Source organism: Paenibacillus sp. J31TS4 (assembly GCF_018403265.1).
Classification (GTDB): domain Bacteria; phylum Bacillota; class Bacilli; order Paenibacillales; family NBRC-103111; genus J31TS4.
In genome coordinates this window covers 622,330-644,862 of sequence record NZ_BOSI01000001.1, presented here as the reverse complement: position 1 = coordinate 644,862, position 22,533 = coordinate 622,330, and the positions used below count along the sequence as shown (strand labels likewise).

The 22,533-nt window shown below is 58.8% G+C and carries 21 protein-coding genes; 17 read left to right on the top strand and 4 right to left on the bottom strand.

Annotation, left to right across the window (positions count from 1 at the left end):
* Positions 1 to 92: 92 nt before the first annotated feature.
* From KJS47_RS02850 to KJS47_RS02800, 11 genes are all read left to right on the top strand, one after another.
* Positions 93 to 1,205, top strand: a complete 1,113-nt coding sequence (locus KJS47_RS02850) for a CpaE/TadZ family protein (protein WP_213522599.1) — start codon at positions 93 to 95, stop codon at positions 1,203 to 1,205.
* Positions 1,180 to 2,421, top strand: coding sequence for a TadA family conjugal transfer-associated ATPase (locus KJS47_RS02845; RefSeq protein ID WP_249716068.1), 1,242 nt, complete (start codon positions 1,180 to 1,182; stop codon positions 2,419 to 2,421). The genes KJS47_RS02850 and KJS47_RS02845 overlap by 26 nt, the downstream gene beginning before the upstream one ends.
* A complete protein-coding gene (locus KJS47_RS02840) occupies positions 2,408 to 3,229 on the top strand; it encodes a type II secretion system F family protein (protein ID WP_213522598.1) in 822 nt (273 codons plus the stop codon). The genes KJS47_RS02845 and KJS47_RS02840 overlap by 14 nt, the downstream gene beginning before the upstream one ends.
* A gap of 125 nt (positions 3,230 to 3,354) precedes the next feature.
* Positions 3,355 to 4,023: a type II secretion system F family protein gene (locus KJS47_RS02835; protein ID WP_249716067.1), complete on the top strand. Its 669-nt coding sequence runs from the start codon at positions 3,355 to 3,357 to the stop codon at positions 4,021 to 4,023.
* A gap of 21 nt (positions 4,024 to 4,044) precedes the next feature.
* On the top strand, positions 4,045 to 4,260 hold the full coding sequence (locus tag KJS47_RS02830) for a Flp1 family type IVb pilin (protein ID WP_374706961.1): 216 nt from the start codon (positions 4,045 to 4,047) through the stop codon (positions 4,258 to 4,260).
* Between the two features lie 59 nt (positions 4,261 to 4,319).
* Positions 4,320 to 5,255, top strand: coding sequence for a hypothetical protein (locus KJS47_RS02825; protein WP_213522592.1), 936 nt, complete (start codon positions 4,320 to 4,322; stop codon positions 5,253 to 5,255).
* 15 nt (positions 5,256 to 5,270) lie between these two features.
* Positions 5,271 to 7,517, top strand: a complete 2,247-nt coding sequence (locus KJS47_RS02820; RefSeq protein ID WP_213522590.1) for a hypothetical protein — start codon at positions 5,271 to 5,273, stop codon at positions 7,515 to 7,517.
* Positions 7,518 to 7,534: 17 nt separating this feature from the next.
* Complete coding sequence (locus KJS47_RS02815) at positions 7,535 to 8,188, top strand: hypothetical protein (protein ID WP_213522588.1); 654 nt, start codon at positions 7,535 to 7,537, stop codon at positions 8,186 to 8,188.
* A gap of 81 nt (positions 8,189 to 8,269) precedes the next feature.
* Complete coding sequence (locus KJS47_RS02810) at positions 8,270 to 8,785, top strand: A24 family peptidase (RefSeq protein WP_213522586.1); 516 nt, start codon at positions 8,270 to 8,272, stop codon at positions 8,783 to 8,785.
* The gene (locus KJS47_RS02805) at positions 8,782 to 10,440 is read left to right on the top strand and encodes a DUF6382 domain-containing protein (protein WP_213522584.1); all 1,659 of its coding nucleotides are present in this window, start codon (positions 8,782 to 8,784) and stop codon (positions 10,438 to 10,440) included. Before KJS47_RS02810 ends, KJS47_RS02805 begins: the two co-directional genes overlap by 4 nt.
* 136 nt (positions 10,441 to 10,576) lie before the next feature.
* On the top strand, positions 10,577 to 12,127 hold the full coding sequence (locus KJS47_RS02800) for an ABC-F family ATP-binding cassette domain-containing protein (RefSeq protein ID WP_213522582.1): 1,551 nt from the start codon (positions 10,577 to 10,579) through the stop codon (positions 12,125 to 12,127).
* A gap of 387 nt (positions 12,128 to 12,514) precedes the next feature.
* Here KJS47_RS02800 and KJS47_RS02795 read toward each other — a convergent pair whose 3' ends face one another.
* On the bottom strand, positions 12,515 to 12,859 hold the full coding sequence (locus KJS47_RS02795) for an ASCH domain-containing protein (RefSeq protein ID WP_213522580.1): 345 nt from the start codon (positions 12,857 to 12,859) through the stop codon (positions 12,515 to 12,517).
* Positions 12,860 to 12,988: 129 nt separating this feature from the next.
* Here KJS47_RS02795 and KJS47_RS02790 point away from each other — a divergent pair, with 129 nt between their 5' ends.
* Together KJS47_RS02790 and KJS47_RS02785 are read left to right on the top strand one after the other, a co-directional pair.
* Positions 12,989 to 14,038 carry a M42 family metallopeptidase gene (locus KJS47_RS02790; RefSeq protein ID WP_213522578.1) on the top strand — a complete coding sequence of 350 codons (1,050 nt, stop codon included), beginning with the start codon at positions 12,989 to 12,991 and terminating at the stop codon, positions 14,036 to 14,038.
* Between the two features lie 2 nt (positions 14,039 to 14,040).
* The gene (locus KJS47_RS02785; RefSeq protein WP_213522576.1) at positions 14,041 to 16,011 is read left to right on the top strand and encodes an ABC-F family ATP-binding cassette domain-containing protein; all 1,971 of its coding nucleotides are present in this window, start codon (positions 14,041 to 14,043) and stop codon (positions 16,009 to 16,011) included.
* 221 nt (positions 16,012 to 16,232) lie between these two features.
* Here KJS47_RS02785 and KJS47_RS02780 read toward each other — a convergent pair whose 3' ends face one another.
* Positions 16,233 to 17,252 carry a cytochrome d ubiquinol oxidase subunit II gene (locus KJS47_RS02780; RefSeq protein ID WP_213522574.1) on the bottom strand — a complete coding sequence of 340 codons (1,020 nt, stop codon included), beginning with the start codon at positions 17,250 to 17,252 and terminating at the stop codon, positions 16,233 to 16,235.
* Positions 17,253 to 17,263: 11 nt separating this feature from the next.
* Positions 17,264 to 18,589, bottom strand: coding sequence for a cytochrome ubiquinol oxidase subunit I (locus tag KJS47_RS02775; protein WP_213522572.1), 1,326 nt, complete (start codon positions 18,587 to 18,589; stop codon positions 17,264 to 17,266).
* Between the two features lie 247 nt (positions 18,590 to 18,836).
* Here KJS47_RS02775 and KJS47_RS02770 point away from each other — a divergent pair, with 247 nt between their 5' ends.
* Positions 18,837 to 20,459 carry an ABC-F family ATP-binding cassette domain-containing protein gene (locus tag KJS47_RS02770; protein WP_213522569.1) on the top strand — a complete coding sequence of 541 codons (1,623 nt, stop codon included), beginning with the start codon at positions 18,837 to 18,839 and terminating at the stop codon, positions 20,457 to 20,459.
* Between the two features lie 161 nt (positions 20,460 to 20,620).
* Here the strand turns inward: KJS47_RS02770 and KJS47_RS02765 are convergent, their stop codons facing one another.
* Complete coding sequence (locus KJS47_RS02765) at positions 20,621 to 20,812, bottom strand: hypothetical protein (RefSeq protein WP_213522567.1); 192 nt, start codon at positions 20,810 to 20,812, stop codon at positions 20,621 to 20,623.
* 119 nt (positions 20,813 to 20,931) lie between these two features.
* Between KJS47_RS02765 and KJS47_RS02760 the strand changes: the two genes are divergently transcribed.
* From KJS47_RS02760 to KJS47_RS02750, 3 genes are read left to right on the top strand one after another with little or no spacing between them, the layout of a single operon-like run.
* The gene (locus KJS47_RS02760; RefSeq protein ID WP_213522565.1) at positions 20,932 to 21,420 is read left to right on the top strand and encodes a glutathione peroxidase; all 489 of its coding nucleotides are present in this window, start codon (positions 20,932 to 20,934) and stop codon (positions 21,418 to 21,420) included.
* 54 nt (positions 21,421 to 21,474) lie between these two features.
* Entirely contained in the window at positions 21,475 to 22,140 is a 666-nt protein-coding gene (locus KJS47_RS02755) for a DUF6483 family protein (protein WP_283772068.1), read from the top strand.
* A 33-nt stretch (positions 22,141 to 22,173) separates the two neighbouring features.
* Complete coding sequence (locus KJS47_RS02750; RefSeq protein ID WP_213522561.1) at positions 22,174 to 22,497, top strand: thioredoxin family protein; 324 nt, start codon at positions 22,174 to 22,176, stop codon at positions 22,495 to 22,497.
* The last annotated feature ends 36 nt before the right edge of the window (positions 22,498 to 22,533 follow it).

Sequence of the window (22,533 nt, the reverse complement as noted above, 5' to 3'; positions counted from 1 at the left end):
CATGCGCTTTGCGGAGGCACCGCAAACGGACGGACAGCGTGAGAGCTGCCGAATCGTTTGCGTTTTTTATGTGTTGAAAGGAGAGGAACTTATTGGAAAAACGAGGGATCGGCATTTTGGACGGAGACCGGCTCTATACCGAGCTGCTGCTCTCCTACTTTCGAACGTCGGAATTCCGAAGTCTCGCATCGCTCAAAGTATTCTCATCGCTGGAGGCATGGAGAGCGAGCGGTGGAGACGCTGCGCTGCTCTTGGCGGACCCTGGGCTGCTGGGCGAGACTGACCCAGGCTGTGCAGTCGTATATTTGGAGGAAGCGGCACCTGACGGTTCGGAAAGAAAGGGTCGCCGGATTCGCAAATTCCAGCCGCTGCATCTCTTCTTCCAGGAAATCATCAGACTGCTTGACGAGACGGGGAGCGTCCCTCTCCCGGATCCGGCACCGGGATCCTGCCGGACGATCGCGGTATATTCCGCAGCGGGCGGCGCCGGCAAGACAACCGCCGCCGCCAATTTGTGCCGGATGCTGGCGCTTCAGAATAAGCGGGTCTTTTATTTCAATCTCGAGTCACATCATGCGATGTCGCTATTTCCGGCCGAGGACAATCGGGGCTTCGAGCAGATGCTCTATTCCGTCAAGGCCGGCTCTCCTCAGGCAAGCGCTAGGTTGGACAAGGTAAAAGCATCGGATGCCGGAGGCAGAATTGACCTGCTGGCTCCGCTGCGTAACCCGAGCGAACTGGAGGAAATGACGGGGGTTGACGCGCTCTCCTTTCTGAAGCTGCTGCAGAGCAAGGGGTACGATTACGTGATCGTCGATTGCGATTCCTTCCTCTCCGATAGAATCCGGGCGGTTCTGTTAAGCGGCTGCGAGCTGCTGTGGCTGGTTACGGACGACGCTCTTTGCCTCGGAAAAACCAGGGCAGCCTACAGGTCTTTATTCGAGAACGGGCCGGCGGATCGTCCTGCCCCGCGCATTCATTATCTGCTGAACAAGTACACGGGCAAAATGGTGAACGACCCAGCGGGGTTTGGCATCAGCCTAGCGGGCAGCCTGCCCTACATTCCGGAATGGAAGTCGGTCGCCTCGCCCGGTCAACTGCTGAGGGAACCCGTGTTTCAGCAGCACTTGCTTCGATGGATGGGCAAGCGGGAGGAGGAGAGGGAAGGAGGGAAGGCCAGTGGGAGAGCCGGAACGCCTGCATAGGCTGCGAGGGAGAATCGAGCTGCTGCTCGAGCAGACCGAGACTCTGTCCGATGAGAAGCTGATGGCCTTGATCGAGGACATCGTGGTGCAGGACGTCGACCCTGAACCGCTGACGGCCAATCAAATGGTAAGTGCGGTTCGGTGGCTGTTTCATTCGTTCCGCGGTCTGGATGTGCTGCAGCCGCTCGTGGACGACGCGTCGATCAGCGAGATTATGGTCAACCGTCACGACGAGATCTACATCGAGAGGGAAGGGAAGACCAGCAGATTCGAAGGAGCGTTCGAGAGTCAGAGCAAGCTGGAGGACATCATCCAGGCCATCGTCTCCAAAGTGAACCGGGTCGTGAATGAGTTTTCTCCCATCGTGGACGCGCGGCTTCCCGACGGCTCGCGAGTCCATGTCGTGCTGCCGCCTGTTGCTTTGAAGGGGCCTACTTTGACGATCCGCAAATTTCCCGAAACCCCGTTTTCGATGGAGGATCTGATCGCCAAAGGCACGCTGCCGAAGGAAGCAGCCTCGCTGCTCGGCTGCCTAATCCGGGCAAAGTACAATTTGTTCATCAGCGGAGGAACCGGCTCCGGCAAAACAACCTTCCTGAACGCATTGACGGCGTATATTCCGGAGGATGAGCGGATCGTGACAATCGAGGACTCGGCGGAGCTCCGTATCCCGACCATTCCGAATCTCGTCAGCCTGGAAACGCGCAATGCGAACACAGAGGGCAAAGGAAGCATAACGATGAGGGAGCTGATCCGCGCTTCACTGCGAATGAGGCCGAACCGCATCATGGTTGGAGAGGTACGGGGAGCCGAAGCACTGGACATGCTGCAGGCAATGAACACCGGACACGAAGGCAGTCTGTCGACGGGACACGCGAACTCTACGGCGGACATGCTGAGCCGGCTGGAGACGATGACGCTGAGCGGCTCCGAGCTCCCGCTTCCCGTTGTCCGCAAGCAGATCGCCTCGGCGCTCGAATTGATCGTTCAGCTGAGCCGGATGAAGGATCGCTCTCGCAAGGTAGTGGAGATTGCGGAGGTTGTGGGAATGAAGGAGGGGGACTATGTGCTGAATCCGCTCTATGTCTGGAAGGAAGAGGCGGACGACCAGGGATCGGGACTCGTCCCGACCGGGAACCGGCTTGTGCATACCGAAAAGCTGGAGAGGGCGGGGATCCGCATAACGGAGGGAGGGGCAGTCCATGCTTCGGCTTAATCGGCTGCTGAACGGAAATAACGATCGGCCCCCACCCTTGTCATCTCCTCCCCTATCCGCAGCTCCTGCTGATTATTCCGTCTATCGGCTGAGCGCCAAGGAACGGGTGTTGGCAGCGGGAGGCGCCATGGCAATTCTTTTCTGGATCGGCCTCTTATTCTATGATCACTTCGCAATCGCCTGCTGTTTCTCTTTGACTGGTTTGCTGGCGCCGCGCTTACGATCCGCCCGGATGGTCAGGCGCCGGCGGGAGGAGCTTTCCCTTCAATTCAAGCAGGCGCTCTCCGCCTTATCCTCTTCGCTGACGGCAGGAAAATCGGTGGAGAACGCATTCGTCTCGGTGGCGGAAGACCTCGCGCCGATCTATCCGGATCCGGCCACGCCTATCCTGGTAGAATTCAGGCGGATCCATCGCCGGCTTGCCAATGGGGATACGCTGGAGCGGGCACTTGACGATTTTGCGAGGAGAGCCGGGACGGAGGACATTTCGAACTTTGCCCAAGTCTTCTCGACGTGCAAACGGTCGGGCGGGAATCTGATCGAGGTGATTCGCCGGACATCGAATATGATCGGCGAAAAGCTCGACATGCAGCAGGAAATATCCGTTCTGCTGGCCCAGAAGAAATTCGAATCGACCATTCTTGCCGTGGCTCCGCTTGCGGTCGTGGCGCTGCTCAAGATGAGCTCTCCCGATTATCTGCTGCCGCTTTACGAAGAAGGGATCGGACGGGTCGTCATGACGCTGGCGCTTCTGCTGTTCTCCTCCTGTCTTTATCTCTCAAATAGAATCATGACGATTCAGGTGTAGCTATGTCCAATCTCATACGGAAATCCCTTGTGTTCCGACTTTTACGTCCGTTATCGGCAAAGCTGCTGCAAGCATCCGGCTGGATGGATAGCTCCTCCGGTCTGTTTCCGAAGGTTCATCTCCACATGACGGCTCTGACGGGCCGTGGCTCGCCACTCGAGCTGACGCGCAAGTTTGGGGAGCAGCTCGTCAGTCTGCTGCTGCTGGGTCTGCTCGCGGGGATCTCTCTCTCTCTCGTTTCGCTTGATGCGGTGACCTGCATGACGGCGGGTCCCGGTCTCGCCCTTCTGCTGCCTTTTCTGGAGCTGAAGCGATTGGAGGGGCTAGTCAAAGCAAGGAAGCGGCGCATGCTGACAGAGCTGCCCGAGCTGTTAAGCAAACTGACGCTGCTCGTCAACGCGGGGGAAACGGTGCAGCAAGCGTTGATCCGCTGCGCTCGGCAGGGAAGCGGAGAAGCGGATTCGCCTCTGTACGTAGAACTGAGGGTGCTTTCGGCCGAGCTTGTCAACAACGTCTCGTTCAGCAAGGCGATGGAAGATTTCAGCAAACGATGCGCATTGCCAGAGGTCGCTCTGTTCACGACCACGATGCTGCTCAATTACCGGAGAGGAGGAGAAGACTTCGTCCACTCGCTCCGCGAGCTGTCCCGCACTGTCTGGGAAAGGCGCAAGTCGCTCGCCAAAACGCTGGGTGAGGAGGCGTCGGCCAAGCTCGTGTTTCCGATGGTGCTTATCTTTTTCGGCGTGATGCTCGTGGTGGCTGCCCCCGCTTTTTTAATCATGAACGGCTCCTAGAAGCCGATTGGAGGAATGACATTGAACAAGGAACAAGGATTTTGGATTCGTCTCTGGAAGGATGAGGACGGACTCGGCACGCTGGAAGTCCTGATGATTTTGGCGGTACTCGTTATTATTGCGGTCGCCTTCCGCAAATGGATCATGAAGTGGGTCGGCGGGTTGTTCAACGAAGCGGACAAGCAGGTGGATTCGCAAATCAAATCGAACGAAGACTCGATTAGCCCCCCGAAATGACGGGACGTCTGCCGGCTTCCATCCGGCGATTTCTTATAAGCCGCAGCGGAAGCGCATCGGTGGAGGCCGTCCTGCTGTTCCCTGCGATCCTGCTGATCGTGACAGCTCTCCTAATGGTCGGCCTGCTGCTGTATGCCAAGATGGGCTTGTATCAGCAGGCCGTTCTGACGGCAGACCGAACGGCAGCTCATTGGGGCAACGCCGCCAAGGACCCGGTCACAGGAGCATTTTGGGTCGGCTCGCGTGACGGCCTGTACGACCGGCTGCTCGGGGGCAGGACGAGCGGCATGGGGTGGATGGGTGGCAGCGGAGCGTCCATAACGCTGCCGGAGCAGACCGGCTCTACCGCGAGCGGAGCGGCCGCCAAGCTGAGCAGAGGGGCCTCGCTGCTTCCTCCTGGCGTTACGGGAACGTTCCGGTTCCATAACCGCCTCCTGCTGCCCGTCGTGGAACTGGATACGGCTGCAGATAATAGGCGGCTTTCGCTGCTGACGAGCCGTTTCGCCGCTCCCTCTCTTGAGGCGAAGGCTACCTCCTGGATTACGGATCCGGTGGAGACAATCCGGCTTACCGACCTGCTCCGTACATTCGTAGGCAGCTGGACGGAGAAGTGGAAATCGGAGCAGGTACAGGCAGCCGTCGCGTCGGAGGAGCCGCGGCAGCAGCTTGTTATCGCCTCCGAAAAGGAAGCGAGCGAATACATCCGGAAGTTGACCGGAGGTAAAAAGACTACGTTCCCGACCGAGACGGTTGGAGAGGCGAGAATCATCGATTCGTTGGACAGCGACGGCGTAGCGCACGAAGCGAAGTACACGGTCAATCAGAAGAATGCCAGAGAGCAGATCGCCAAGGATATGGAGCTTGTGCGCAAAGGGGTCGTCAAAGGCGTGGTCTGGCATTTTTTTCGCCACCAGAAGAACGGCCAGACGGGACTTACCGCCTCGCTCAAAAAAGAGCTGGAGAAAAACGGGATTGTTATTGTCATTCACAACTAGAAAGGAGCCGGACGATTGAAATGGATTTGGAAGAGGGACGGATCGGTGTCGGTGACGATCCTGCTCCTTGTCGTCCCGCTGTTCTTGTTTCATGCTGTGCTGATCGACTATGCCCGTATCCGGATTGCCGATCGGGAGACCGAATATGCCGTGCGGGCCGCAGGCCGTTCCGTCCTATCCTCTTACGATCGCAAGCTGCAGCCTTATGGTTTGTTCGGGCTGGCAGGGGACGAAGCGCTGCGGAAGGAACGGTTCAACGAAGTGTTCGCTTACCAGCTGGCGAGCCCAGCGGGCAGCGGCTTCTCCTATCTCGATCTTCGGGCCGAGCCTGACGACCGGTCGAATCAAGCGCTGTACAGCCTCGGCAACCCAATTGTGTTCCAGAGACAGGTGCTGGAGGAAATGAAATATAGAGCACCGCTATCGTATGCCGAGTCCATTATCGGCCTCTTTCAGAAAACAGGCATGTCTGAAGAGTTGGGCGCTGGGGCTGCCCACTTCGAAAATGCCGAGAGGCTGGAAGCGTTACTGGAAAAGTTGGATAAAGAACTGGATGAAACATGGGACGAGGCTATGGCCTACATGGAGCTTGCGTCCTCGCTCCATGCCCGCTATTCGTCCCTTTTGTCGGAGCTGAACAGCTTGTCCGAACGGATCGGTTTCCATACAGCCGACAGTGTACGGAAGCTGATGGAGGAGCTGGACCGAGCGATTCGGCTTCTGCAGGACAATGTGGCTTCCCAGCAGGAATCTGTCCGCAACATGCACAATTCGATGAACAATGCCGACGAGGAGCAGCAGGAATCGCTGACTCAAGCCATCGAGTCGGTGGAACAGTCGATTGCAGAAGCGGAAGCAAGCTTGAACGAGCTGTTCGAGCGTAAGCAATCGCTCGAGCAGCTGCTTACAGACATTGCCGCATACGTGGCCTTGGTCACTCAGGCATCAGCTGGCTGGGCAAGCGACGTGCACAGCCTGCAGCAGGCCAACAGCCGGCTTGCCGAACGGATCGAGCAGGCAAGGCTCGCTAACGAGAGGCTGCGCGCTGCAAGACAAGAGCTGATGGAGCAATCGAATCAAGCTGGCGCCGACTATTGGAAAAGTGTGCCGGTTTACGATATGGAGTTTTTCTCATCCTACAAAACGGACGCCGGCAAAGTCGCCGCTATGCTGCAGGCGATGAAGGATCGTTGGGAAGCGACCAGCCGGTTCTCTGGCGAGCCTTACGAAGAATTGATGGTCAGCGTGCAGACGTACGGCCGGCAGATTGCCGAGTTCCGGCAAACCCGGGAAAGCGAGGAACATCAGCGGGGAGAGCGTACCCAAAAGGTCAGGCAGGCGAAGAGCGAGCAGAAGGCCAAGCTGGAGAGGATTCTCTCCGAGGTTCGAAAGGTGACGGGGGAATGCGGGGAAGGGGACAGGCCTTTCTATGAAACGCTTGGTACAACGAGGCAGAAGGGAAGCCTCGCTGCCAAATATGCCGGGCTGAGGACAGACCAGGAAGCGATAGAGGGTGTTGATGTAGATCCGCTTGCCCCGAAGGATGCGGAAACGGGTGTGAAAGGAGCCGTGTCCATCCTAAAAGCGATACCCGGACTCTTGCTAGGACTACGCGACAAGGCATATACGGCGGAGTACGCCCTAACCAAGTTCAATTATCGGACGATGCGTGTGGAAGAGGAGAAGGGCGGCAAACCAGCCGCGCGGACGTTGTCCGCTCCGCTAACCCATCCGCTTGCCGGACAGGAGGCTGAATATGTCTTATACGGCCAAACGTCCTGCACGGCAAACTTGACCTCTGCTTACGGGGAAATGTATCTGTTGTTTTTGGCCGTTCGCACGGTGGAGAACATGATGGAGCCCGACAAGCAAGCGCTCCGCCTCGGCTCCCCAATGCTGGCATTTCTGACAGCCGCGGCGGAAGGGGCCCTCGAGGCGTGGACGAATATGAAGACGCTTCTGGATGGAGACCGAACGGCATTGTTTCTACGGCTGCCCCAGCTTACAGTAAGCTATCCCGATCTGCTTCGGATCTTTATGCTCCTGCATGGGCGCGAGGCGGGCATGACGGCAAGAATGCAGGCGCTGATTGAGCTGAATACGGAGGTGCCCCTGACCGATCGGTTGACCTATTTGCAAAGCACGGCGACCGCTTCCATCCGGTTATGGTTTCTCCCCGGCTTGTTTCGGCTGGCGGGCGAGGAAGGGCAGGTTAGACAGGGACGATGGCACATAACCAAAACGGAAGTAACCTCTTATTGAAAGGAAGAGCGGCAACGGTGAAACGTTTGGCGGCGGGCCGGGAAGGCTACCTGACCGTGGAAGCCTGCATTCTCTTTCCCTTTGTCATTGTCTTCCTGCTCGCGCTTCATTGCCTCATCCAGCTATCTGCTGTCGAGATGAACCTGAAAACCACGGTCGGCGAATCGGTAAAAGTAATGGCAGCGAATCTATATCCGGTCGATGTGCTCTATCAGGAAGCCAAAACGCAGGCTGGCGGAACCCAGGCAGGCGCTTGGGCGAAGGAAGCATGGACTCGCGCGGTCCAGGCCCGTGAGGCGGTGAAGCAGGCGGAGGACTGGGCCGATGAGTACGCCGCTTACCTGCCCGACATAGCCGTCACTCTTCTGGAATGGGAAGCGGCAAAGCGTGAAGCGCTCGAAACTACAGCAGGAAGCGTACTGGAAGATAAGATCCTTCAGCCTATGCTGCAAAAGGCGTTTCGTCCGGTCGTCTACGGTTTTGCTGACGAGCGGATTCTCAAGAAAGATCGGTTTCGGCTTGTCCGCGTCAAGCTGCCGGATCTCGAGCATCCCGAAAACGCCTACTTGGCGATTGAGGCGGAATACGAATTCCTGCTTCCGGTCCCGTTTATGAGCAAGACGGTTACCTTGAAGCAGCAGGCCATGGAACGGGCATGGATCGGGGAATGAACAAGAAATCCGGCTGGACGCGCATGTCCTACGACACTTTCGAGACGGCCGGGAGTTCATGGAAAGAAGGGAGAGGATACGATGCTGGAACTGACCATGGCAAGCGGCTTAATAGCGGCTTCCTTCATCACAGACTTGAAAAACGCAAAAATATACAACCGGTTCACGGTAGCCGGCACGGCCGGCGGCCTATTGGTCCACAGCCTGCCAGGAGGCTGGGAGGGATTCCTGTTCTCCTTTGCGGGTCTTGCAGCCGGATTTGTTATTATGCTTCTTCTCTATGCGTTCCGGGCAGTAGGAGCGGGGGATGTGAAGCTGTTCGCAGCATTGGGGGCGATAGCTGGCATGCCGTTTGTGCTGACGTGCATGGCTTACTCGCTTCTGTTCGCTTTCGTCATCGGCATCGGGTTCTTTTTGGCCAAACGCGTGCTGCTGACCAAAGCAAAAGAGGCAGCATTTCGCTTTTTTGATTTGTTGTTCCTCGGGAATCGGCGGGCGTTCCGTTTTACCGGTAACGACTTGACCCGGTTTCCGTTCATGCTCGCCGTCGCTCCCGCGTTTGCAGTTACGCTCGTTGAAGGAGGAATATGGCTATGAGCGAGCGTATCCAGCACTTGTACGGGCTGCAAGCCGAGCTGATCCGTAGGCGGGACGTCGACCTCGTCTTATCAAGAGAGAAGCCTCTCCGGCGTGAGGAGCTAGCGGCGACGGAAGCGATTATGCTCGATACGTATCGGGTTCCCGGGCTGCTCAGTCTGGACATCGAGGAGGCGGATTCGATCGTCCGGCTGCATTACCGGCTGACGGGAAAGCGGAGTCTTGCGGATGCGCTTGCCCGAACGACACCGGGCTATCATCAGCTTTGTCGGATGCTTTACGCAGTCCTTTTTACGGTCGAAGAGAGCAGGGTCTATTTGCTGCAGGAGGAACGCTTCGTCCTGGATGCGAGGTGGATCTTTGTGGAGAAAGATATGCTCGAGCCGGCTCTGATGTACGTGCCGGTGCTGGAGCTGCCGGACAAACCGGCCGTACTGGAGCAATTTGCGGAGCTGGTCCGCTCTCTTCTGCAGAAGACGGAAGTGCCGGAGAAATCCCGGAGGGAGCTGGAAGCTCTACTTGCCGATCCGGACGCGAGCCTTGGGGAGTGGAAGCAGCTGCTATGGCAGAGTCTCGGCCAGGTGGAAGATCCCGCACCGCCGAAGGAACGGTTAGGTTTGCCTGCCCTTGCCCCGGAAGACGCGGGATTGGGAGAGAGGCAAAGGGCAGAAACAGACGCTCCGTCGGACCTGTTCCGGTTTGAGGAGTGGGAAGGGCTCACCCGCGAAACGAAGGACGAGGGGGACAAAGCTTCTTGGCTCGCCCTCGCGTACCCGCGTCTTCTTATGCTGCTGCCCGTCCTGCTGGTGATTGGAGCTTGGACCCCTTATTTGCTGATCCGCTCGGATACGGCTTTGAATGCAGCGCTGGGCATCAGCGTTGTGGCGCTGGCGGGCGGTTATTTGCTGGCCAAACGAGCGGATGCGAGACGGACTCGTCAGCAGAAGACGGAACCTTCAGAACTGGACGAAGAACCGCTGCCCGTATGGAAATGGGAGCCGACGGAACCCGCTGAACATCAAGCGGCAATAAGAGAGCCGATAGCGGCTGCCAGCGGGTCTGAACAAGGGGAATCCAATGGACCGACTGCGGCTTATCGGCACAGAGAGGATGCGCCGGTGCCAGGAGAGCGCTCCGACGCGAGCGCTTCGTTACCGGGCAGGGAGCTGGCGGCGCCTTCTGTCCCGCCACCTCGTTCCCACAACATGCGGCCGAGCCACCCGTCAGGGCTTCGGGATGCGGGAGGAGCTTACTACAGCGGACTGGCCATGCGGACGACGCTGCTGGCTTCGGACGCGACCGTCTTCCTCGGGAATGCCGCCCATCCCGCTCGCGTCGTCCCCGTCCTCGTAATCGCTAGGGATCAGGGGAAGGAGACTGTCGAGCTCACCAGGGAGCAGTTTCTGGTCGGACGGGAAGCCGGGCAGGTCGATTACGTAGACGAGACAGCCGGCGTTTCCCGGCTGCATCTGTCCTTCTCGCGCAGCGCGGAGGACGGTAGCTATTTGGTCAAGGATCTCGGCTCGCGTAACGGGAGCTATCTCAACGGCACCCGGATGGTCCCGTATGAGGAGTATTTACTCCGACACGAGGATAGAATCCGCTATGCGGCCGTGGAAGCCGTCTATCGGCTCGGAGAGAACGGGACTGCTTAAGCGAAACGGCTGCGAACTCCCCCGTGCAGCCGGTTTCTGCACGATTGGCTTCCCTGAACGGGATGCGGCGTGATATAATTTATTTTTGAAATACGACGCAAGCTATCCTACCAGACAGGGAGTTTACATTGCCAATATGAGTCTACTAACCGTTGAAGACCTGAGCCACAGCTTCGGGGACCGGGTCTTATTCAAAAATGTTTCGTTCCGTCTTCTGGCCGGCGAGCATGTCGGGCTGGTCGGCGCTAACGGCGTCGGCAAGTCGACGCTCATGAATATACTGACAGGCCAGCTGCTGAAGGACCAGGGGAAGGTCGAATGGACACCCCGCATCCGTTACGGCTATTTGGATCAGCATTCCAAGCTGACCGCCGGCCAAACCATCCGGGATGTGCTGCGCAGCGCCTTTTTGCCGCTTTTCGAACGGGAAAAGGAACTTATGGCCATTACCGAGCGCATGGGGGATGCGACACCGGAGGAGCTGGAGCTTCTCCTTGAGCAAATGGGAGAAATCCAGGAGCAGCTGGATCATAGCGGATTTTATCTGCTCGATGTGAAGGTAGAGGAGATGGCGAACGGCCTCGGCATCGACGCGATCGGTCTCGAGCGCGACGTGGCTAGCTTAAGCGGAGGTCAGCGGACCAAGGTGCTGCTCGCTAAGCTTCTTCTTGAGCAGCCGACCGTTCTGCTTCTCGATGAGCCGACGAACTATTTGGACGTGGAGCATATCCAGTGGCTGACGAACTATCTGAAGGAATATCCGTACGCCTTCGTTCTCATCTCCCACGATACCGACTTCATGAATCAGGTGGTCAATGTCATCTACCACTTGGAATTCGCCAAGCTCACCCGATACAGTGCGAATTACGAGAAGTTCCTCACAATGGCGGATATCAACAAGAACCAGCATATCGACGCTTATGAGAAGCAGCAGGAATTCATCAAGAAACAGGAAGACTTCATCCAGCGGAACAAGGCACGTTATTCGACGTCAGGCCGCGCTAAGAGCCGGCAGAAGCAGCTGGACCGGATCGATCGGATCGACCGTCCCGAGGAGGCGGCGAAGCCGACGTTTGCGATCAAGGAATCGCGCGCAAGCGGACGCATCGTCTTCGAGGCAAAAGGGATGGAGATCGGGTATTCCACTCCGCTACTGCCCAAGATGGACATGACTATTGAGCGGGGAGACAAAATCGCGATCGTCGGCTGCAACGGCGTCGGCAAATCGACGCTGCTCAAGACGATACTCGGCAAGATTCCGCCGCTCGGCGGCACGACCTATCTCGGTGATTTCCTGTACCCGTCCTACTTCGAACAGGAGGTCAAGGCGGGTTCCAAGACGCCGATCGACGAAGTATGGAACGAATTTCCGCATATGAACCAGCATGAGGTGCGCGGGGCACTGGCCCGGTGCGGCCTCAAGAACGAGCATATTACTCGGCCCATGAGCATGCTGAGCGGCGGCGAGCAGGCCAAAGTCCGGCTGTGCAAGCTGTTCATGCGCGAGAGCAACTGGCTCCTCTTCGATGAGCCGACAAATCATCTTGATGTGGTGGCGAAGGAAGAGCTGCAGCGCGCCCTAAAGGAATACAAGGGTACGGTGCTGCTCGTCTGCCACGAGCCGGACTTCTACGAAGGCTGGGTCACCAAGCTTTGGGACGTCGAGGCCTGGTCCCTCCGGGCTTAATACCCGCATGAGCGGCTACCGTCCCGCAGCGTCACACCACTCGCCGGAGGCGCCTTTTCCATGCGATAGCCTGGCGCACCTCGCACCGAAGGCGTCTTGTCCAGTGATAGTATGGGAGTGAATGCGCGCCGGCGGTCCGTGAGGCGTTGAAGCCGACCTCTGACATTTGGAGTCGAGCGCCGTAGGCCCTCAAGAAGCAATGGAGCTAACAAAAACGCATGACCCTAAGTGGGACATGCGTTTTTCTGTACCCGTTAAGCTGACCAAGCTTAGGCGGGCGTACCGGCCGGCGATTGAAACCGGATCCGAAACGGTGTAGTATGCAAGGAGTGCCGCCCGTAATCGGGAGGCTACGCAATGTGGGAATGTGGTTGACGAGAAGGCCGCTTATTGGACGGTCTGTCCGGCGGAGCGGAGTTCGTGGACCCAGACCTTCATGGCCGGCGACCACTTCATCCCTTTGTGCATCGACACAATATAAGTCTTGTACGCTTCCAGGCTGGGGAAGCCTTCGGCTAAGGCGTCCGCTTCGGTCATCTCGCCGAGCGTTTGCTGATACACGCGGTGGACTTCAAACGCCCGACCCTGCAGCTCCATGACTTCGCCGGGATCGGCGTACCTCCCGTTGCGCCGTGTTGCGGTTTTTTGGCCGTTCAGTACCTTTCTCGCATCCTCCTGGACGGTGACCAGACGCTCAATGCTGCATGTCTTGGGGGGTAAAGGTTGGTTCATTTTGTCGCACCTCCGGTAATAGAGTTGTCATCTTGCAATAGGGTTCTACCATTGTACATTACCCCGGACGTCGGGTCCAATTCGGCCGAACGGGATGAATTTTATTACTCGAGAAGGGAAGTTCCGAATATGAAAGCAGAGGAATTGAATCAGGAATATGTGCTCGGCATATTGGAGAAGCTGCTGGCCGTGCCGAGTCCGAGCGGCTTTTTCGGTCCCATTATGAAGCTTGTGGAGGAGGAAGCGGCCAAGCTCGGGCTAGCGTGCGAGCGGCTTCCCAAGGGAAGCGCATTGATCAAGCTGCCCGGCCGTTCCGACGAGGCGCTCGGTATGAGCGCGCACGTGGATACGCTGGGAGCGATGGTCCGTTCGGTTAAGGAAAACGGGCGCCTGCGGTTTACACCCGTCGGCGGGTACTCGATGCATTCTGTGGAAGGGGAGTACTGCACCATCCATACCCGGGATGGCCGGACCTACAGCGGCACGATCCAGAGCACCCGCCCGTCGGTACACGTCTTCCCCGACGCCCGCGACCTGAAGCGCGAGGAGGCGAACATGGAGATCCGGCTGGACGAATCAGCAGCGAACCGCGCGGACGTGGCGGCGCTTGGCATTCGCACGGGAGACTATGTCTCGTTCGATCCGCGTACCGTATTTCTACCCAACGGGTGGATCAAGTCGCGGCATTTGGACGATAAGGCCGGCGTCGCCTGCCTGTTCGGTCTGCTCGAATCGTACGTCCGGCGCGAGGTCGTTCCGCCGCGCACGCTCTATGTCTTTCTGTCGGTCTACGAGGAGGTGGGCCACGGGTCCTCCTACATGCCTCCCGAGCTGCGCGAGCTGCTTGCGATCGACATGGGTGCGATCGGAGACGATCTATCCTGCACCGAGCGGGACGTCTCGATCTGCGCCAAAGACTCCTCGGGTCCCTACGATTACGAGATGACGAGCAAGCTGATCCGGCTCGCGGAGCGGGATGGCCTCGGCTTCGCCGTCGACATCTATCCCTATTACAGTTCCGATGCTACCGCGGCCGTACGCGCGGGCAGCAATCTGAGAGCGGCTTTGCTGGGGCCGGGAGTCCAGGCGTCTCATGGGATGGAGCGCACCCACCGGGATGCGCTCTGGAATACGATCCGCCTTCTGGACGCTTACGCTACCGAGGAAGCGAGGGACTGATCATGCATTTGCTTTCCGCAGAAGGATTGGTCAAAAGCTATGGCACCAAGGTTCTGTTCGACGGCATCTCCTTCTCCATCTCGGAAGGCCAGCGCATAGGCCTGATCGGCGTCAACGGCACGGGCAAAACCTCGCTGCTGCGCGTTCTCGCAGGCCTGGAGCCGCCGGATGCCGGATCCGTCATCCACGCGAACCGCTTTCGGGCCGACTACTTGCCGCAGTCGCCCGAATTCGAGCCGGGAACGACCGTTCTTGATTATTTGTTCCAGGCGGATACGCCCGTCATGCGGGCAGTACGGGACTACGAACTGGCTCTTCATGAGCTGGAGCGGGATCCGGATAACGGCAGGAAGCAGGCCAAGCTGTTCGAGGCTCAGTCCCGTATGGATACGCTCGGCGCCTGGGAAGCGTCGACACAGGCCAAGACGATCCTCTCAAAGCTCGGCATCGATGCCTTTGCACAGGATGCTTCCCTGCTGTCGGGGGGCCAGCGCAAGCGTGTCGCACTCGCGGCCGCACTGCTGCATCCGGCGGACCTTCTCATTTTGGACGAGCCGACGAACCATATCGACAATGAAACAGTGGAATGGCTCGAGGAGTATCTGTCTCGGTATCGGGGTGCGCTCCTGCTCGTAACGCACGATCGCTATTTCCTCGACCGGGTGGCCAACCGGATTCTCGAGCTGGACCGCGGCAAGCTGTACAGCTATGACGGCAATTACGGCGTCTTCCTGGAGAAGAAGGCCGAGCGCGAAGAGCAGGAGGCCGCCTCCGAGAGCAAGCGGCAGAATCTGCTTCGTCGCGAGCTGGCCTGGCTGCACCGCGGCGCCAAGGCGAGAACAACGAAGCAAAAGGCGCGCATCCAGCGCGCCGAGGACTTGATGGAGCAGGGACCTGGCAAAACGGACGGAGAGCTCGAGCTTGCCGTGACTGCGAGCCGGCTCGGCAAGCAGGTGATTGAGCTCGAGGGCGTGTCGAAGACGCTCGGCGGCAGCAAGCTCATCGACGGCTTCGATTACATTGTCATGCCTCGTGACCGGATCGGCGTCATCGGCCGCAACGGAAGCGGCAAATCGACGCTGCTGCGCCTCCTGGCCGGCGAGCTCCAGCCAGATGAGGGCCGTCTCGTGGTCGGGCAGACGGTCAAACTGGCGTTTTATAAGCAGGAGACGCTCCATATGGACGAATCGATGCGGGTCATCGAATACATCAAGGAAGCGGCAGAGACGATCCGGCTGAAGGACGGCAGCGTGGTCACGGCGTCCCAGATGCTCGAGCGCTTCCTATTTTCGTCCAGCGCCCAGTGGACGCAGATCGGACGGCTGTCCGGAGGCGAACGCCGGCGGCTCTACTTGCTGCGGACCTTGATGGGCGAGCCCAACGTGCTGCTGCTCGACGAACCGACCAACGATCTGGATATCGAGACGCTGACGATTCTGGAAGAGTACCTGGAGCAGTTTCCCGGCGCAGTTATTACTGTCTCGCACGACCGCTACTTCCTGGACAAGACGGCAGACCGGCTGTTCGCGTTCGAGGGAGAAGGGCGCATCCGGCTCTTTGAGGGCGGTTACTCCGATTACCTTGAGAGGAAGCGGGCCGAGGACGAGCAGGCGGTGCAGCCGGATGTTCGCGCGGGCAAGGGAGCGGGCGGAGTTATCGCTTCCGGTGACCGGGCTGGCGAGACGCCCGAAAGCGGAGGGGCGAAGCCACACGGCAGCCGGGAGCGGGCGCGCCGTCTTAGTTACAAGGAGCAGAAGGAATGGGAGATAATTGAGGAACGCATAGCGGAGCTCGAGCACAAGGTCGAGGAGCTGCGCGCCCGGATTGCCGAAGCGGGCAGCGACTTTGGCGCCGTTCAGACGCTTTTTGAGGAAGAGCGGCTGGCCGCCGAGGAGCTGGAGCGGACCACCGATCGCTGGGCCGAGCTCGCCGAGCTGGTGGAGGAGATCGAACGGAGCAAAGAGCAGGGCTGACTCCCCTTCGGCCAGAAGCTGACTCCCAATTGCCTGTGCCGAGCTGTAACGTTTCAGGCAATACAGCGAGGGAACACAAGAAGGAACGTGGAATGTCCCCTGCTGGCAACGAAAGAACGGCCGCAGTCCCGTCGGAATCGGGACTGCGGCCTTTTTCGTCAATCAAACACCGGAAAGAGGACGAAGTCACTTCCAAGACAATGGCAATCGCATTGAAGCGGCTATTCGGTCTTCAGGTAGCGCTTGTCCTTCAGAAACAGCCGCCAGAAGAGATAAAAAACCGGCAGGAAGACAAGGGCGCCTACCACGTACCCGCCGAGCAGAGAATAGAACATCGCATCGTTCGTAAAGCCGCGCTCCACGGTGCTGAACGGATAGACGATATACGGCATGTGAGCGGCGCCGTAAGCGTAGCTGGCGAGCCCGAGTTGGGCGACGACGGAGATTACCGCTACGCGGGGGAAGCCGTGGCCTCCATCCCGGCGCTTCCACCAAAGCGCTGTGTAGCCAACCGCGAATGCCGCCACCGAGAGGAGGAACCAGGGGGCCTGACGCTGCATATTCTCGACGATCCAGTGCGCCTCCGGCACCATGGTGAAGGCGGTCAGCAGCGCCATGCCGAGAGCAGTGGGGCCAAGGCCGATCGCGGCGCGGCGGAACAGCCGGTAGGCCTCCCGGTTCTCGGCCTCGTGCGAATAGTCCGCGAGAAACAGTGCCGACAGAAACAGCTCGACCGACAGCCCGAAGCCGACATGCGCGTACAGGCTCGGGGAGGAGAACAGCCGGCCGAGCGGCAGCGAGGGATGCTCGCCTGCCGTATCGATGAACCCGCCGAGCGTGACGGGGAGCACGCTTACGAGCAGGCCGGGGATGAGAAGTCCGGTCAGTCCCGAGACGATGTTGAGCACGCGGCCGTACGCTTTGACTGAGAACGAATAGACAAGAAAGGCGCTGCGAATCAGGAGAAGCAGCAGCACAAGGCAAACCGGGACGATCAGAATGGTGCCGAGAATCCCCGCGGAATGCGGGAAAAAGGCGGCGAGCGAGACAACGAGCAGGACGAGGAAGACGTTGGTCACTTCCCAGGAAGGAGACAGGTACCGGTTAGCGATTTTCCCGGCGTTCGCATCTGTTTTGTAGACCATCGCCCAGAACCCGGCACCAAAATCGATTGAGCCGAGAATCGAATAGATGAACACCATGCCCCAGATGATGACGATCGCGATCGTGGAATTGTCCATGTGCGGCCTCCTTATGTGGTTTTATCGAGAACGGCGGAGACGGGATGCCGGCGGAAGTAGAACGTCAGCACGAGTACGGTTAGCACGAGCAGCACCGCATAAATGGACAAGAAGAGAACGAAAAGCATTCCCAGATTGCCCGATTTGATCGCGGCCTCGGACGTGCGCTGGATATGGTAGATCGTCCACGGCTGGCGGGCGCTGCAGCTGAAGATCCAGCCTGTCTCGATGCCGATCATCGCGAGCGGCCCTCCTGTCAGGAAGAGGAGAAGCAGCCAGCGGGGGAACGGGCGCTTGCGGATGTATCGGTAGAGCACCGCAAGCAGAGCGTAGCCGATCAGAAGGGTACCAATGCCCACCATGAGGTTGAAGAGCGTATGCACATAAAGCGGCGGCCAGTCCTCTCGCGGGTAGTCGTACAGTCCCTTCACGACGCCGTCGAACCGGTTTGTCGCGAGAAAGCTGAGCATCCAGGGCAGCTTGATGCCGCCGACGACCTCCCCAACCTCCGGATCGGGCGTTCCGAAGACGACGAGCGGCGCATATGCGGTAGTGTGGAACAGTCCCTCGGAGGCAGCGAGCTTCTCCGGCTGGTGCTTATGGAGCATCTGGGCGGTCTCGTGGCCGTTCAGCGCGGTCAGGAGCGACATGATGCCGCCGATGGCGAGGCCGAGGAACAGCCCTTTGCGGTGGTAGGCAAAGACGCGCTCCGAGTGCCGGCCGCGGAGCAGCTGGTAGGCGCCGATCGAGGCGATGGCGAACGCGCCCGTCATATAGGCGGACACGAGCACATGACCGGCTGTGACAAAGAAGCTCGGGTTAAAAAACGCCTGCCACGGATGGACGTCGGTAACGACGCCATTGTCGTACCGAAAGCCCTGCGGCGTATTCATCCACGCCTGCGCGTCGGTAATGAGCACGGCGGATGCGCTTGCGCCGAGCGCGACCAGGGTGACGCTGAGGATGCGCATGCCGGGGCTCAGCCGATCCGCGGCGTAGACGTAGATCGACATGAACAGCGCTTCGAGGAAGAAGGCGAAAATTTCGATCTGAAAGGGCAGGGCGATCACCTGGCCGACGATCTCCATGAAGCCCGGCCAGAGCAGAGTCAGCATGGTGCCGACGATCGTGCCGGACGGAATGGCCACTCCAAGCAGAACCGCGAAGCCTTTGGTCCATCGTTTGGCCATCGTTTCGTAATCCTTGTCCTTCTTGATCTGAAACAGTGTCTCGGCAGCGGCTATCATGAGCGGAACGCCGACCCCGAGCGTGGCGAAGATGATATGAAAGGCCATGGAGCTGCCGAACAAGGCGCGCGCCAACGTAACTTGATCCATGGGCAGATCCTCCCGTTAACGGTTTTCCATAGTTTGACTTGGCGTTCCTTTTTTATGCAGAAGCCTTCCATGCAGTGCCGGGGATAAGAAAAGGACGCATGTTTCGTTGGGTAATAAGCTCGTGTTTCTTCCGCGACAAGGGGACAGGGAGGCCGCCATTCCATCCAGCGGCTGTCTATGTTATGATAGAAGTTGGCGTATGGGAGTGCGTCTCCCTTATTATCCTGTAAAGGCGGTCATGCTCAGAATGATCAGTACAAGCAATGTCACGCTGCGGTACGGTAGCCGCGCGTTGTTCGAAGACGTAAATATTAAATTCACCCCAGGCAACTGCTATGGGTTAATTGGCGCCAACGGCGCCGGCAAATCGACGTTTCTGAAGATTCTCTCGGGAGAGATCGAGCCGAATAGCGGTGAAGTATCCATCACGCCGGGCGAGCGCCTGGCGGTGCTCAAACAGAACCATTTTGAATACGACGAGTATCCCGTTCTCCAGACCGTGATCATGGGCCATACGCGCCTGTATCAGATCATGCAGGAGAAGGACGCGCTGTATGCGAAGCCCGACTTTTCCGATGAAGACGGCATGCGGGCTGCGGAGCTCGAGGGAGAATTCCAAGAGCTGAACGGCTGGGAGGCCGAAGCGGACGCAGCCGAGCTGCTCATCGGACTGGGCATTCCGCGGGATCTGCACGACCAGCAGATGAAAGAGCTGAGCGGCAACGAGAAGGTGCGCGTGCTGCTTGCGCAGGCGCTGTTCGGCAACCCGAACATTCTTCTGCTTGACGAGCCTACCAACCACTTGGACCTCGCGTCGATCAAATGGCTGGAGAACTTCCTGGGTGACTACGAAGGCACCGTCATCGTGGTTTCCCACGATCGTCACTTCCTGAACGAGGTCTGCACGCATATCGCGGACATCGACTTCGGCAAGATCCAGCTGTATGTGGGCAACTACGATTTCTGGTACGAGTCGAGCCAGCTTGCGCTCAAGCTGACGCGGGAAGCGAACAAGAAGGTCGAAGAGAAGCGTCTCGAGCTTGAAGCCTTCATCCGCCGCTTCAGCGCCAACGCGTCCAAGTCGAAGCAGGCGACCTCCCGGAAAAAGCTGCTCGAGAAGCTGACTCTTGAGGACATCCGGCCGTCCTCCCGGAAGTATCCGTTCATCAACTTCAAGCCGGAGCGCGAAGCCGGCAAACAGCTGCTGACGGTCGACTCGATCACCAAGCAGGTTGACGGCGAGCCACTGCTGAACAAGATCAGCTTCGTTGTCAACAAGGGCGACAAAATTGCATTCGTCGGCCCGCACGGGAACGCGACGAGCGCTCTGTTCGATATCATCATGGGGGAAGTCGAAGCCGACGAGGGAACCTACAGCTGGGGCGTCACGACGTCGCAGGCGTATTTCCCGAAGGACAACGCCCGCTTCTTCGATAACGATCTACCGCTTGTTGATTGGCTGCGTCAATACTCCAAAGAGCAGGACGAATCGTTCATCCGCGGTTTCCTGGGCCGGATGCTCTTCTCGGGCGAGGAAGCGCTCAAGAAGTCCAGCGTCCTGTCCGGAGGAGAGAAGGTACGCTGCATGCTGTCCAAGATGATGCTGTCCGCTTCGAACGTGCTCATCATGGACGAACCGACGAACCACCTGGATCTGGAGTCGATTACGGCGCTGAACAACGGGCTTGTCGATTTTGACGGCACGCTGCTGTTCACGTCCCACGATCACCAGTTCCTCCAGACGATCGCGAACCGGATCATCGAGATTACGCCGAACGGCATCATCGACAAGCAGATGAGCTACGATGAATTCCTCGAGAACAAGGACGTCCAAAAGCAGCGCGAACAGCTGCTTGCCGGCGCTCTGTAAGATCGGTACGGAACCGACCAAGCAAAAGGCGGTGCTGCCAGGCAGCGCCGCCTTTGTTTGCGTATCGAACGCCGTCAGTGGGCGTGAGGGAAACCATGCCAGAGAACAGCAAAAAACCGCCGGTAGGCGGTTTTTTGCTGTTCCCGCGGCCGTGAGGCCGCCTAGCTGCCGCCTGTCCGGCGGCGCTGGTTGTTGACTTTCTTGGTCATCTGGCTCTTCATCTTCATATTGGCTTGAGCAGCCTGCGGATTGGCCTTAATGGCCGCCTGCGCTTGCTTCTTCTGGGCCAGCTTGTTGCGGACGGCATCCGCAAGGCTGACCTTCTTCGGCTCTTGGTTATTCGGTTCGCTCATGGATTTTCCCCTGCCCTTACGTTCGATTCGCCTTCATTGTAAACGTTTTGTCCCGGCACGGCAACCATGCGAAGCGGGATTCAATGGGTTATAATGAAACTATCCTAGATCGAGGAGGAATGAAAATGAACGGATCGCTGTTTGAAATCGAGCTTAAGAACGCGGACGGCTCCCCGGAGACGCTGCGCGACTATAAGGGCAATGTGCTGCTCTTGGTGAACGTGGCCTCGCAGTGCGGGTTGACGCCGCAGTACAAAGGGCTGGAGGAGCTCTACCGCCGCTATCATGACCGGGGATTCTTCGTGATGGCATTCCCGTCCAACGACTTTGGCGGGCAGGAGCCGGGGACGATGGAGGAGATCCAGCAGTTTTGCTCCCTGAATTACGACGTCACCTTCCCGATCTATCACAAACTGCATACGCTCGGACCGGACAAGCATCCGCTCTACGTCTGGCTGACAGAGCACGCGGAGCCGGGAGACGAAGTGTCGTGGAACTTCGAGAAATTCCTCATCTCTCGGGACGGTGAGATCGCGGCCCGCTTCTCGCCTCGTGTGACACCGAACGACGAAGAGCTCATTCAGGCGATCGAGCGGGAACTCGGCTGAGTTGGCCCGAAACCTGCAGGCCGATCGGCCGTACTAGAAGAGGAGGCGAAGAGGCTGTATCAGCGTGACTACCTGATGAGAATGATTCAGCAGTTTACGAACGTGCTTGGCGAGGTGCTCGGTCTGCGCAAGCAGCACAAGCAGGAACTGGCCGAAGCCAAGCTGGACGAATGGCTCGGCCGGTCTCTCGGCCTCAGCCTCAGCCTGCTGAAGTCGCTGTCGGAGAAGGACCTCATCCAGCTGCTCAGCAATGCGAACGGTCTTGAGACCGATCGGCTCATCCTGGCGGCGAGAGTGCTCAAGGAAAACGGCGACTGGGCAGCGGAAGATACAGGACCGGAGTCCGCCTACCCGTATTACCACAAGGCGCTCCGGTTGTACCTTGAGGCGCACCATAACGGAGCCAACGACGAGCTGCAGCCTTATCACGAGCAGATCGGCGAACTGCTGGATTCGCTCAAGCCGTATGTGCTGGAGCCGGAGACGCTCTCCGAGATTTGCCGGTATCTGGAGGCCGAGGGGCGCTTCGCCGACGCGGAGAATTACTACGGCGACTGGCTGGAGGGTCACGGGGGCGAACATGCCGCCGAGCAGGCGGAAGGCTTTTACCGCCGCTTGCTGGCCATGGAGGACGATAGGCTGGAAGCCGGACAGCTGCCGAGAGACGAAGTGGAAGACGGTCTCAGCTGGGTTCAGGCGAAGCGTGAGACCCGGGCTTGAAGAGGACCGTCTGGTAGAGGAGGGAAGCGGACGATGAAGCAAGTGACGGAGGAAGAGCTGTTCGGCTGGGCGGAGCGGCACGGCGACCGTGCCGGCGTCTTCCTGTACACGCCGCTGTGCGGAACGTGCAAGGTCGCCGAACGGATGCTCGGCGTCGTCGAGCGCATGCTGCCGGACCTTCCGCTCTTCGCCTGCGACGTCAATTACGCTCCCCGCCTGGTCGAATCTTGGCAGGTCCGCTCCGTGCCGGGGCTTGCCGTGATCCAGGATGGCAAGCTGCTCCGTGTCCGGTATGCGATGGGCGGTGCCGACGAGCTGTACGCCTTTCTCGCCGAGGATGCCGGCCAGTCGGAATGACGAACCGTCGCGGATGCAGCGGCATGAGGACTCGAC

What these genes read in the sequence shown, in the direction of transcription:
- KJS47_RS02840 (WP_213522598.1), top strand. Translation starts at nt 2,408, where the DNA reads ATGCTTCGGCTTAATCGGCTGCTGAACGGAAATAACGATCGGCCCCCA.
- KJS47_RS02835 (WP_249716067.1), top strand. Translation starts at nt 3,355, where the DNA reads ATGACGGCTCTGACGGGCCGTGGCTCGCCACTCGAGCTGACGCGCAAG.
- KJS47_RS02810 (WP_213522586.1), top strand. Translation starts at nt 8,270, where the DNA reads ATGCTGGAACTGACCATGGCAAGCGGCTTAATAGCGGCTTCCTTCATC.
- KJS47_RS02805 (WP_213522584.1), top strand. Translation starts at nt 8,782, where the DNA reads ATGAGCGAGCGTATCCAGCACTTGTACGGGCTGCAAGCCGAGCTGATC.
- KJS47_RS02800 (WP_213522582.1), top strand. Translation starts at nt 10,577, where the DNA reads ATGAGTCTACTAACCGTTGAAGACCTGAGCCACAGCTTCGGGGACCGG.
- KJS47_RS02795 (WP_213522580.1), bottom strand. Translation starts at nt 12,859, where the DNA reads ATGAACCAACCTTTACCCCCCAAGACATGCAGCATTGAGCGTCTGGTC.
- KJS47_RS02790 (WP_213522578.1), top strand. Translation starts at nt 12,989, where the DNA reads ATGAAAGCAGAGGAATTGAATCAGGAATATGTGCTCGGCATATTGGAG.
- KJS47_RS02785 (WP_213522576.1), top strand. Translation starts at nt 14,041, where the DNA reads ATGCATTTGCTTTCCGCAGAAGGATTGGTCAAAAGCTATGGCACCAAG.
- KJS47_RS02780 (WP_213522574.1), bottom strand. Translation starts at nt 17,252, where the DNA reads ATGGACAATTCCACGATCGCGATCGTCATCATCTGGGGCATGGTGTTC.
- KJS47_RS02775 (WP_213522572.1), bottom strand. Translation starts at nt 18,589, where the DNA reads ATGGATCAAGTTACGTTGGCGCGCGCCTTGTTCGGCAGCTCCATGGCC.
- KJS47_RS02770 (WP_213522569.1), top strand. Translation starts at nt 18,837, where the DNA reads ATGATCAGTACAAGCAATGTCACGCTGCGGTACGGTAGCCGCGCGTTG.
- KJS47_RS02765 (WP_213522567.1), bottom strand. Translation starts at nt 20,812, where the DNA reads ATGAGCGAACCGAATAACCAAGAGCCGAAGAAGGTCAGCCTTGCGGAT.
- KJS47_RS02760 (WP_213522565.1), top strand. Translation starts at nt 20,932, where the DNA reads ATGAAAATGAACGGATCGCTGTTTGAAATCGAGCTTAAGAACGCGGAC.
- KJS47_RS02750 (WP_213522561.1), top strand. Translation starts at nt 22,174, where the DNA reads ATGAAGCAAGTGACGGAGGAAGAGCTGTTCGGCTGGGCGGAGCGGCAC.